The organism is Pandoraea terrigena, from assembly GCF_902459705.1.
GTDB classification, from domain to species: domain Bacteria; phylum Pseudomonadota; class Gammaproteobacteria; order Burkholderiales; family Burkholderiaceae; genus Pandoraea; species Pandoraea terrigena.
In genome coordinates this window covers 70,129-82,215 of record NZ_CABPRU010000012.1, presented here as the reverse complement: position 1 = coordinate 82,215, position 12,087 = coordinate 70,129, and the positions used below count along the sequence as shown (strand labels likewise).

The 12,087-nt window shown below is 65.8% G+C and carries 7 protein-coding genes; 2 read left to right on the top strand and 5 right to left on the bottom strand.

All coding sequences use genetic code 11. From position 1 onward, the window contains the following. Positions 1-191: 191 nt before the first annotated feature. The 3 genes from cuyB to PTE31013_RS20215 all read right to left on the bottom strand — a co-directional run bounded on the left by cuyB (position 192) and on the right by PTE31013_RS20215 (position 3,367). Positions 192-947 (bottom strand): cysteate racemase, encoded by a 756-nt coding sequence (gene cuyB, locus PTE31013_RS20225; protein WP_150614430.1) that lies wholly within the window; start codon positions 945-947, stop codon positions 192-194. Between the two features lie 61 nt (positions 948-1,008). Further along, on the bottom strand, positions 1,009-1,911 hold the full coding sequence (locus tag PTE31013_RS20220; protein WP_150614429.1) for a transporter substrate-binding domain-containing protein: 903 nt from the start codon (positions 1,909-1,911) through the stop codon (positions 1,009-1,011). Between the two features lie 199 nt (positions 1,912-2,110). Beyond that, positions 2,111-3,367: a D-amino acid dehydrogenase gene (locus PTE31013_RS20215; RefSeq protein ID WP_150614428.1), complete on the bottom strand. Its 1,257-nt coding sequence runs from the start codon at positions 3,365-3,367 to the stop codon at positions 2,111-2,113. A 222-nt stretch (positions 3,368-3,589) separates the two neighbouring features. On the opposite strand from PTE31013_RS20215, the gene PTE31013_RS20210 reads away from it, so the two are divergent. Continuing rightward, a complete protein-coding gene (locus tag PTE31013_RS20210) occupies positions 3,590-4,549 on the top strand; it encodes a LysR family transcriptional regulator (RefSeq protein ID WP_150614427.1) in 960 nt (319 codons plus the stop codon). Positions 4,550-4,564: 15 nt separating this feature from the next. Here PTE31013_RS20210 and PTE31013_RS20205 read toward each other — a convergent pair whose 3' ends face one another. Next, positions 4,565-5,176: a hypothetical protein gene (locus tag PTE31013_RS20205; RefSeq protein WP_150614426.1), complete on the bottom strand. Its 612-nt coding sequence runs from the start codon at positions 5,174-5,176 to the stop codon at positions 4,565-4,567. A 75-nt stretch (positions 5,177-5,251) separates the two neighbouring features. Next, complete coding sequence (gene dbpA / locus PTE31013_RS20200) at positions 5,252-6,664, bottom strand: ATP-dependent RNA helicase DbpA (protein WP_150614425.1); 1,413 nt, start codon at positions 6,662-6,664, stop codon at positions 5,252-5,254. Positions 6,665-6,841: 177 nt separating this feature from the next. Between dbpA and PTE31013_RS20195 the strand changes: the two genes are divergently transcribed. Next, complete coding sequence (locus PTE31013_RS20195; RefSeq protein ID WP_150614424.1) at positions 6,842-11,857, top strand: NAD-glutamate dehydrogenase; 5,016 nt, start codon at positions 6,842-6,844, stop codon at positions 11,855-11,857. Positions 11,858-12,087: the final 230 nt, after the last annotated feature.

Sequence of the window (12,087 nt, the reverse complement as noted above, 5' to 3'; positions counted from 1 at the left end):
GCATTTCTGCACATTGGGGCGCCCACTCGCGGGATTCTCTCGCGTGTCCTGGGCTACCCGGGCGCACGGCACATGAGGGGCGGCCACCACGCAATGTTGTCACCGTGGCGCAACACCGCCACCCCCGCAGCGGCCCGTGGCGCGGGGGCACGGCGCCGGCGTTCGCGCGTGGGCGACCGGCAGAGGCGGGGTTAAGCGCGAGCGGGTGTCTCGTGCGCGAGCGACCAGGCGATGCAGGCGCGCGCGAGGGCGGCCGAGGCGTCCAGGCCGAAGCGGCCCAGCGGTGTTTCACAGGTGGCCAGCGCGACGGGGATTTCCGTGCACCCGAGAATGACGCGTTGTGCGCCGGCCGCCAGCAGCAGCTCCATGGCCATGGCCAGTGCCTCGCCGCCGCGGCGACTCTCCCCGGCCTTCGTGAGCCGGATGCCTTCGTTCACGAGCGCCTGGTGCGCAAGCGGTTCGGCAACCTGAACGAAACGATAGCCCAGGGCTTCGAGCCGTGGCCGGTAGACGTTGGCGTGATGGGTGCCTTCGGTGGCCATCAGGCCGATGGAGGCGCCGGGCGCGACGCATTGGGACAGTTCGCCCGCGACGGCGTCGACCACATCGAGCACGGGAAGCCGGGTGCGATGACGCAGCGCCTCCAGCCAGGCGTGGGCCGTGTTGCAGGCGATGGCGATGCAGCCGACACCGGACTGTTCCAAGGCGTGAACGCCGTCGAGCATACCGTCGAGCGGGGACGCGCCGTCGCGCAGTAGCGCCTCGGTGCGGTCGGGGATCTGGGGAACCGAGTAGAGAATGAACGGGATGTGATCCTGATCGCGATGGGCCGGATGTTGATCAACGATCTTGCGGCAGAGGTCGATGCCGGCGGCGGGGCCCATGCCGCCGAGGATGCCTAGCGTGGCGTGCGAATTCATGGTGATGGCAATCAGCGGGAACAGCAAAAATCGGGATCGCGCGGTGCGCAGGGACCATGGCCCCTGCGCACCGCGGCGTCCGTCAGGATCAGTCGTAAGCCTTGGTGATCGGATCCTTGAACATGGTGCGCATTTCCGCCGTCATGGGGTAGTGCATGTTCTGGTTCTTCGGCGGAACCGGTTGCATGAACCACTTGTTGTACAGCTTCTCCATCTCGCCGGACTTCTCCATATTGGCGATGACCGTGTCTACGACCTTCGTGAATGCCGGATCGTCGCGGCGCAGCATGCACGCATAGTTTTCGAACTGGAGGTTCGGGCCGACGACTTCGTAGCCCTTCGCCTCATCGGCCGGCAGGGAGGCGCGCTGGCCATAGAGCAGCGGCTCATCCATCACGAAGGCGACGGCGCGGCCTTGCTTGACCGTCAGGAAGCCATCCGAGTGTTCCTTCGTCTGAATCAGGTTGAAGCCGATCTCGGCCTTCTTGCCAGAGAGAATCCGGTCGGCGGTCGTGCCGGCGGTCGTCGCGATCGTCTTGCCTTTCAAGCTGTTCAGGTCGGTGATGCCCGAGCCCGACTTGGCGATCATCTTGATCGAGTAGAGGAAAATGTTGTGCGAGAAGCCCACTTGCTTCGCACGCTCGAACGTGTGCGTGGTCGAGCCGCATTCCAGATCGATCGTGCCGTTCTGCACCAGCACGATGCGGTTCTGCGACGTGATCGGCGTCTCCGTGACCTTCAGGTTCGGCAGGTTCAGGTCTTTCTTGACGGCGTCGACGATCTTGAGTGCGATCTCCTGCGAGTAGCCAATCGTCTTGCCCGAGTTGTCCGTGTATGAGAACGGAATCGACGACTCGCGCACCCCGAGAGCGATCACGCCGGTGTCCTTGATCTTCTTGAGCGTGCCGGTCAGTTCCTGTGCGCTCGCGGTGTGCGCGAACAGGGCGGCGGCGGCGCTGACGAGCAGCAGGGGAGCAAACAGCTTCTTCATGGTCTCTGTCCTATCGGAAGTGAATGGCACGGTGGTCCGCGCCGTTGGTATGTCAACTGCCAAAAACACTGATATAACCCGATACGCCCGACACTTTCTCCCGCCGGTCCCCGTGGACGCGACGTCCCGGGCACCTCGTGTCGGGTCTCGTCATGACGGCCATCGACACGCGAGGTCGGCGATGGTCGATCACGGCGATTCACGCGGCCAGCCGGGCAAACCCTGCCAGGTCGACAGCGGGGCGTTTGCCGTCGATGGCATCGGCAATCACGCGCGCCGCGCCCATCGACAGGGTGAATCCCAACCCGCCATGGCCAACATTCAGCCACAGATTGCCCAGCGAGTGCCCGCGCTGGAGAATCGGGCGGCCGTGCGGCGTGGCCGGTCGCATGCCGGTCCATTCCAGCGGGGCATGCGCGCCGCCCAATGCGGGAAACAGCCCCGCCGAGAGCTTGCGCAGCGCCTGGATGCGCCGGGCCGCGATGCGATAGTCGTAACCCACCAGGTCGGCCATGCCCGCCACGCGCAGATGCTTGCCGAGGCTGGCGTAGACGACCTTGTTGTCGGCATCCGTCACCGACACCTGTGGACGCGCGCTGGCCGGGGCGTCGCGATACGTCAGGCTGTAACCCTTGAGCGGATACAGCGACACCGACTCACCGATCTTGCGCAGCAACGGCATGGCGGCCAGGCCGTTGGCGACGACGCAGGCATCGACGGCCACGTCGCCCATGTGTGTGCGAATCGACTGCACCGCGCCGCCACGCGCGTCGAAGCCGGTCACTTCGTGCCCATACAACAGCTTGCCGTCGGCGTGTGCATCGACGAGCCGCGCCAGTTCCTCGCACAACGACTGGCAGTCGCCGGTGCCTTCGCCCGGCGTGTGAATCCCGCCGGCCAACTCGCTGGCGATCTTCCCCAGCGCGGGCTCCAGCGTGGCGCATGTCGCGGCGTTGACGCGTCGCTGTGCGTAGCCGAGGCCGTTGGCCAGTTCGAGCGAGCGTTCGGCGGCGGCAAGCTTTTCAGCGCTGCGGTACACCACCAGCTTGCCACTCGGGCGGTAATCGAACGACACCGATTCCCGCGCCAGAAATTCTTGCATCACCTCACGGCTGTGCAGGCCAAGCGAGAGCAGACGCAACGTGGAACTGGCGTTCGCCTGCGCATTGCAATGCTTGACGAATTCGATCGACCAGCGCCAGAAGTCCGGATCGAACGACGGCTTGATTCTCAACGGCCCCGTGCGAGAGAACAGCAGCGAGGGCAGTTGCGAGAGTACGCCGGGGGCGGCCAGCGGCGACACGTACCCGTAGCTCAGTTGGCCGCCGTTGGCAAAACTTGTCGCCAGACCCGGACCGCGTCCGGCGTCGATGACCGTGACGGCGTGGCCAGCACGAAGCAACTGATACGCGCTGGTGAGGCCGACGATGCCCGCCCCGATGACTCCAATATGCATAGCGATGAATGACAACGAAAAAAGCCAGGGAATGCAAGGCCGGAAAATATTCGTGGCGGGAGGGCGATGGCCTCGCGGCCGTCTTTTTACACAACCTTTGCTACGCAGTGTAGGGGGAGAAAATTCGGTAACCTATGCGGATTTGAGGCAGCATATGTCTTTTGGCTATAGGGTCGGCACTGCCGCCGATCCGATATCGGCGACACGGGGACGACACCAGGCATGAAATTGCGGCATATCGAGACGTTTCGCGCGGTGGTACTGACGGGCTCGGCGAGCGGCGCCGCGCAATTGCTCAACGTCTCACAACCGGTCGTCTCGCGCGTGTTGCAGCATGCCGAACAGCAACTCGGCTTCAAGCTGTTCGACCGCGTCAAGGGCCGGCTCGTGCCGACCGCCGAAGCGCGTCGTCTCTATCCCGATGTCGAACGCATCTTCAGCGATCTGGAACGGCTGCGCACCACGTCGCGCAACCTGCGCCAGCATGGCGTGGGCCATTTGCGCATCGCCGCGACGCCAAGTCTTGCGCAAAGTCTCCTGCCGGCGGCCATCGAGCGCATGCGTCGCGCGCATCCCGATGTGGTCTTTGAACTCATCACGCACCACACCACCGAGATGATTACGGCGATCCTCACGTCGTCGGTCGATGTGGGCATCGTGTCGGCCCCGCCGATGGCGGCCGGCATCGTGAGCCGCCCGGTGGCGCAGGGGCATATCGTGCTGGCGGTGCCCGCGGCCTGGCCGAAGTTCTCGCGGCGCGGGCCGGCCAGTGCCGATTCGCTCGCCGGGCGCGATCTCATCAAGCTGCACGACGACACGCCGCTCGGCGCCCTGATCAACGAGCGTCTGGAGCAGACCGAATTGCTACAGGATGCGGAAGTGATGGTGCAGACGTATTCGCTCGCGGCGGCGCTTGTCGAGCACGGTCTGGGCTACGCGCTGCTCGATCAATTCACGGCAGCCAGTGCCCATGTGCAGGCGCAGCGTCTGTATCGCGTCGCGCCGGCCATCGAATTTCCGGTCGAGATGTTGCGGCCATCGCACGAACCCGAGTCGGTGCTTGCCGACACGCTGCGTCGGCATCTGGCGGACGTGGCTGGCGAACTCAGCGCGCGGGCCGAGGCGCTGTGCGAAGGCCGGGAGATCGTGCTCGCACCGGGCGAAGACGTCGAGGAGCAGTAAGCGCGCCGGCCGGACTCAGCGGCAGCCGGGTTCGCTTTTCACTTCGAAATAGGTAAACGGTTGCGCCTGGAGCTTGCCGGCCAGCGACGGATAGTTCGCCTGAACGAAGCGTCGTGCGCCCGCCATGTCGAATTCGGTGCGCAGCCACAGCTTGCCGTCGTGGCTATCGAGCACCAGCGTGCCCGCGTAGACCACATCGCCCCGGTGCACTTGCACCGTCGGCACCTTGCGGCCCTTGCAATAACGGAAGCGATAGCTGTTGTCGGCCGGCGTGAATTCCATCGGGCCGAAGCGCTCGTTACGCATGAGCGGCGAGACGCGCATGGCCACGAAGCCGTGTGTTGGCGGATTGCTGTTGAGGGTTCGCGTGACCTTGCCGCCGACGATGCCGTTCACCGTCTGCGAGAAGTCCGAGTAGTTCCACGGGCCCCACGTGCTTTGCAGCGGTGTGTCGAGGCCGACGATGACGATCGCGTACTCGTCGAGCGTGTCTTCGGTGAGGACAGGGTTGGGCGGCACGCCCTTGGTGCTGCATGCCGCCAGCCAGCCGGCCGCCACGACAGCAAGTGCCGAGCGTCGCGCACGGCGCGCGACAGGAGAGAACCACAGGGTACGCAGTGACCTCATTGCAGCCTCCTTGTCGCGCGTGGCGCGCCGGGGACGAACCGAAAACGGCGATGGACGTCGGGATCTGAACCGACCTTAATCCTGCAGGAATCGTACCTTGACCTTGCGGCCCTTGACGCGGCCGTCGGTCAGCTTGCGCAACGCGACCGGGGCGATGTCGCGCTCCACCGCAATATACGTGAAGTTATCCAGAACATTGATCTTGCCGATCTGGGTCGCGGCAAAGCCGGCTTCCCCGGTGAGGGCGCCGAGTACGTCACCTGGACGGATCTTGTCCTTCTTCCCGCCCAGCATCTGGATCGTGACCATCGGTGGCATCAAGTGTCCGCCCCCCGACGGCGTGAGTTCCGAGAGCTTGTGCCACGGCACTTCGTGGCCCAGGGCGGCCTCAAGGTTACCCACGCGGCCCATCTCGTCCATGCTCGCCAGGCTGAAGGCCCAGCCGTCTTCGTCGGCGCGGCCCGTGCGGCCGATGCGGTGCACGTACACCTCCGGGTCGGGCGTCACATCGACGTTGATCACGGCTTCGAGTTGCGCGATGTCCAGGCCGCGGGCGGCCACGTCGGTGGCGACCAGCACCGAGCAACTGCGGTTCGCGAACTGAATCAGCACCTGGTCGCGTTCACGTTGTTCCAGCTCGCCATGCAGCATCAGCGCGTGAAAGCCTTCGGCGCGCAGCACGTCGGTCAGGTCGCGGCATTGGGCGCGCGTGTTGCAGAACGCGATGGTGCTGACCGGCCGGAAATGATCGAGCAACTGGCCCACGGCGTGCAGGCGTTCGTCGTCGCGCACTTCATAGAAGCGCTGGCGAATCTTGCTGGCGTCGTGCTTTTCGGCCAGGCGAATTTCACGCGGTGAGCGCAGCAGGCGTTGTGCGAGCTTGGCGATACCCTCCGGGTACGTGGCCGAGAAGAGCAGCGTCTGGCGCGAGGCGGGCGTCTGACGCGCGACGGTGGCGATGTCGTCGAAAAAACCCATGTCGAGCATACGGTCGGCTTCGTCGAGCACCAATGTCTTGAGCCCGGCGAGCGAAAGCGTGCCGCGCTCCAGGTGATCCATGATGCGGCCCGGCGTGCCGACGACCACGTGCGCACCGTGGGCGAGGCTTTCCGCCTGCGGACGCAGCGGTGCACCGCCGCACAGCGTGAGGATCTTGATGTTGTCTTCGGCGCGCGCGACGCGTCGCACCTCCTGCGCGACCTGCTCCGCAAGTTCGCGGGTGGGGCAGAGCACGGCGGCCTGAACTGCGAAATCGCGGGCGTCGACCCGCTGGAGCAGGCCGAGCGAGAACGCGGCGGTTTTGCCGCTGCCGGTCTTGGCCTGCGCAATGAGGTCGTGCCCGGCGAGCATATCGGGGAGCGACGCCTGCTGGATGGGCGTCATCAGAACGTAACCGAGCCGTGCGAGGTTCTCCTGCATGGCAGGTGAGAGCGGCAGGCTCGAAAAGGGGGCGCTGTCGGCGCGCGAATCGGTGGCTTTTGTGTTCATGCGCAATTATACCGGGGCAATCGGGACCGCCGACGTTGGCGCTGACATTGGCCGTGCCGCCAGCGCTGTCGTCGGCGCTATTGTCGGGTTAGGGATCGCGCCGTTGCCAGTCCGGGGCCGCAGGGCGTAGCATGGCTCTGCTTGTCGATGTCTCGTCCATTCCAGCAGAGGTTGCCCATGCCCGTGAATCCGGAAGAGAAAGTCCGTCAGTATATGGCGGAGGTTGTCGCGATGGCCGGTGAGCGTGCGCCCGACGTGGCCGCGTTGTTCGAGCCCTTCGTGCGGCATTACTATGGTCTGGCCGATGCCGAGGACGTCGTCTCGCGCAGTGTCGCCGACCTGTATGGCGCGGCGATGGCGCATTGGCAGCTCGGCCAGAAATTCGTCAGCGGCGAGCCTCGCATCCGCATTTACAACCCGACGCTCGATCAGCACGGCTGGCATTGCAGTCATACGGTCATCGAGATCGTCAATGACGACATGCCGTTTCTCGTCGATTCGGTGACGATGGAAATCAACCGGCAGGGGCTCGCACTGCATTCCGCATTTCACCCCGTCTACCGCATCCAGCGCGACGCTGGCGGACGCCGCCTCGCCGTGGCGCCGGGTGGCGGACTCGGCCAGGCGGCGTCCGCGGGAGATCGTGCTGCGGACGCCAACGGTGATGACGTCGGGGCGCTGCTGGCGCCCGGCGCCACGGCGCAGAGCGGCGGCGAGGCCACCGCCGACGGCAGCCATTTCGAATCGTATATCCACATCGAAGTCGACCGCTTTTCCGAGCCGGAGCGCCTCCAGGCACTGGCCGACGGTCTGCAACGTGTGCTTGGCGACGTGCGCGCGGCGGTCGAGGACTGGCGTGCGATGCAGGCGGCCGCGCATGCGGCCATCGAGTCGCTGCGCCAGCGTGCCGAGCAAAAGAGCGTGAGTCCGCCGGAGCGCGCGGAAATCGACGAGGCGCAGGCGTTTCTCGACTGGATGCTGGCCCGTCACTTCACGTTGCTCGGCTATCGCGACTACGCGCTGGTCGTGCGCGACGGCGAGCACTACCTGCAAGGCGTGGTGGGCACCGGTCTTGGCGTGTTGCGCGAGGCCCGTCGCGACGCCAGCAGCCCCGACGAGACGCGGCTATCGCCCGGTGCCATCGGCGTGGCCCGCACGAGTACGCCCATCTTCTTGACGAAGGCCAATTCGCGGGCAAGCGTCCATCGCCCTGGCTATCTTGATTACGTGGGCGTCAAAAGCTTCGATGCGCAGGGGCGCGTGTGCGGCGAGCGGCGCTTCCTTGGGCTTTACACCTCGAACGTCTACATGGTGCCGGTCGAAGAGATTCCGCTCGTACGGCGCAAGGTTGCCGAAGTGATCGGACGCACCGGCTTCCTGCCGAATGGGCATCTGGCCAAGACGCTCGCCACGATCCTCGAACAATACCCGCGCGACGAACTGTTCCAGATCGACGTCGATCCCCTGGCCAATATTGCGCTGGGCATCCTGCGATTGCAGGAGCGTCAGCGCACGCGGCTGTTCGTGCGACGCGACCGTTTCGATCGCTTCGTGTCGTGCCTCGTGTTCGTGCCGCGCGAGAAATTCAACACGGATTTGCGTGTCCGTGTGCAAAACCTGTTGCAGGCGGCCTATCACGGGACCAGCGTCGAATTCACGCCGCAGCTCTCCGAGTCGATGCTCGCGCGCATTCACATCACGGTGCGCACCGAGCCGGGAAACGTGCCGGATGTCGATGTGAACGAACTGGAAATGCGCATCGTCGAGGCGACTCGCCGCTGGCAGGACGATCTGTCCGATGCGCTGCGCGAGCAGTTTGGTGAAGAGCGCGGCACGCGCGCGCTGCGCCGGTACGCGCAGGCGTTCCCCGCGGCGTATCGCGAGGACTACGTGGCGCGCATGGCGGTGCGCGATGTCGAGTTGATCGAGCCGCTGCTGAGTCCCGGACGGACGGTGCCCGCCGAGTCCGCCGGCGCCACGCCGCTGGCCATGCAGCTCTACCGGCCGCTGGAGGCCGCGCCGGGCACGCTGCGTTTCAAGATCTACCAGGCGGGCGAGCCCATCGCGCTCTCGCGCAGCCTGCCGATGCTCGAGCACCTCGGGGTACGCGTGAACGACGAGCGTCCCTACCGGATCGAGCCGGCTGACACCGGTGTCGTCTGGATGCACGACTTCGGCATGACGAGCCTCGATGGCGCGGACGTCGACCTGGAGCATGCCCGCTTGCGCTTCGAGGAGGCGTTCGCGCGCATCTGGGCGGGCGACGTCGAGAACGACGACCTCAACCGGTTGGTCTTGAGCGCCGGTCTCACGTGGCGCGAAGTCCGCATTCTGCGCGCCTACGCGAAGTACATCCGCCAGGTGGGATCGACCTTCAGCAACGCGTACATCGAGAATGCGCTGACGGGCAATGCGTCGATATCGGGCATGCTCGTGCGGTTGTTCCTCGCCCGCTTTGATCCGGCGTTGGGCGCGGAGGCCAGTGCGTCGCAGGCGGCGCGACTGCGGGCCCAGATTCACGCGGCGCTCGAAGACGTTCCCAACCTCGACGAGGACCGCATCCTGCGTCAGTTCCTTGGCGTGCTCGAAGCGACCTTGCGCACCAACTACTTCCAGACGGGCAGGGACGGCGTGACGCAGAAGACCTACCTGTCGTTCAAGTTCGATCCGTCGAAGGTGCCGGGCTTGCCGGAGCCGAAGCCGATGTTCGAGATCTGGGTGTATTCGCCGCGCGTGGAGGGGGTACACCTGCGTGGGGGGCGCGTGGCGCGAGGTGGCTTGCGCTGGTCGGATCGCCGTGAGGACTTCCGCACCGAGGTCCTGGGTCTCGTCAAGGCGCAGATGGTGAAGAACACCGTCATCGTGCCGGTCGGCTCGAAGGGCGGTTTCGTGGTGAAGCAGCCGCCCGCGCCGGGCGACCGGGACGCCTATCTGGCCGAGGGCGTGGCGTGTTACCAGACGTTCCTGCGCGGGCTGCTCGATCTGACCGACAACTATGTCGACGGGCAGTTGGTGCCGCCGCCGCAGACCGTGCGGATCGACGGCGACGACCCCTATCTCGTCGTCGCGGCCGACAAGGGCACGGCGACATTTTCGGATTATGCCAATGGCATTTCGGCAGAGTACGGGTTCTGGCTTGGCGATGCCTTTGCGTCCGGTGGCTCGGTCGGCTACGACCACAAGAAGATGGCCATCACGGCGCGTGGTGCGTGGGAGTCCGTCAAGCGTCACTTCAGCGAGATGGGTGTCGACACGCAGACGCAGGACTTCACGGTGGTGGGCATCGGCGATATGTCGGGCGATGTTTTCGGAAACGGCATGTTGCTCTCGAAACACATCCGGCTCGTGGCGGCGTTCGACCATCGGCACATCTTCCTCGACCCCACGCCCGATGCCACCGCGTCATATGCCGAGCGCGAGCGCATGTTCCAACTGCCGCGTTCCAGTTGGGCCGATTACGACACGCGGTTGATTTCGGCGGGCGGGGGCGTGTTCCCGCGCACGGCCAAGGCCATCGCGCTCTCGGCACAGGTGAGAGCGCTGATCGGCACCGAGGCGACGGAAATGGCGCCGAACGATCTGTTGCGCGCGTTGTTGAAAGCGCCGGTCGATCTGCTCTACAACGGCGGTATCGGTACCTACGTGAAAGCGAGCACCGAGACGCATGCGCAGGTGGGCGATCGTGCCAACGACGGCTTGCGCGTGAATGGCGCCGAACTGCGCTGCAAGGTCGTGGCCGAGGGGGGCAACCTGGGGCTGACCCAGCTCGGGCGCATCGAATATGCCCAGCAGGGCGGACGCATCAACACCGATGCCATCGACAATTCGGCGGGTGTCGACTGTTCCGATCACGAGGTCAACATCAAGATCCTGTTGGGCCTGGTGGTGACGGACGGCGAAATGACGCTGAAGCAGCGCAACACGTTGCTCGCGGAAATGACCGAGGAAGTCGGCACGCTCGTGCTGCGCGACAACTATCTGCAGACGCAGGCGCTCTCGCTGGGACGGCTGCGAACGGTGGCGTCGCTCGACGACGAGGCGCACTTCATGCGGTACCTGGAGCGGGCACAGCGGCTTTCGCGCGCCATCGAGTTCCTGCCCGACGACGAAACACTCGATGCGCGGCGTGCCGCGGGCACGGGGCTGACCTCGCCCGAGCGTGCGGTGCTCATGGCCTACAGCAAGATGTGGCTCTACGACCTGTTGCTCGCGAGCGATCTGCCCGACGCCGACTTCGTTGCCGAGGACCTGCCGTCGTACTTCCCCACGCCGCTGGCGAGCCGATGTGGCGCCGCGATGGGGCGCCATCCGCTCAAGCGCGAGATCCTTGCGACGATGCATGCCAATGCGCTCGTCAATCGGGCGGGGGTGACGTTCGTCCATCGCCTCAGCGAGGAAACCGGGGCCGAGCCGGCCGATGTCGTGCGGGCGAGTCTGGCGGCGCGCGGGGCCTACGACCTTGGCACGTTGTGGGGCGAGATCGATGCGCTCGACGCGCGCGTCTCGCACGAGACGCAGGCGTCGCTCTTTGCGGCGATTGCGCAGTGGCATGAGCAGGCCACCTTGTGGTTCCTGCGGCGGCGCCTGACCCAGGTGCCCGAGACTGTCGAGCGACTGCGCGGCGTGCTCGCGCCCATCCTGCCGACGCTGGACACCCTGGTCAGCGGCGCGGCTGCCGATGATGCGCGGGCGCAATCCCAGGCCATGGTCGACGCGGGCGTGCCCCCATTGCTTGCCCAGACCGCGGCGGGCGTCGGCGCGCGGGTGGCGTTGCTCGACATTGCCGAAGTGGCGAGCACCGGCGGGTGCGACGCGTCGCTGGCCGCGCAGGTGTACTTTGCCCTCGACGCGCCGCTTGGTTTCGGCTGGCTCCAGACCGGTGTGCTCGGCCTGCCGATGCAGACGCACTGGCAGCGACTCGCGCGCGCCACGCTGCTCGAAGAATTGTCGGTGTTGCGCCGCCGACTGACGGCCAGCGTGCTGGCGGGCGGCGAGGCGGAACACGATACGGACAATGCCGGCGAAGGCGCCACCCAAAGTCCGGCGGGCAGTCGCGTCGCCCACTGGGAGACGCTGCATGCGGAGGCGCTGGCGCGCTACCACCGCGTGCTGGCCGATCAGGTGGCGGCGGGCAATGCGGACCTGGCCATGTTGTCGGTCAGCCTGAAAGCGCTGGCGGAAGTGGGGCGCTGAGCGGTGTAGGACGCCGGCCCCACACGGGCCGTAACGGCGGTTGGGGCCTGGGCGTCTGAGGGCGTAGGCAGGATCGGCGCGGTGCGCGACGGGCTATCGTCGGAAACCGTCGCGAGATCATTGTTAAGCGTTTACACAAAAGTCGGGAAACCGCGTATCATCCGGGAAAACCCTAGGATTGAGTTGGCCCGTGCGGATGCTTGCCCATCGCGCGGGTTGGCGCGTCCTGG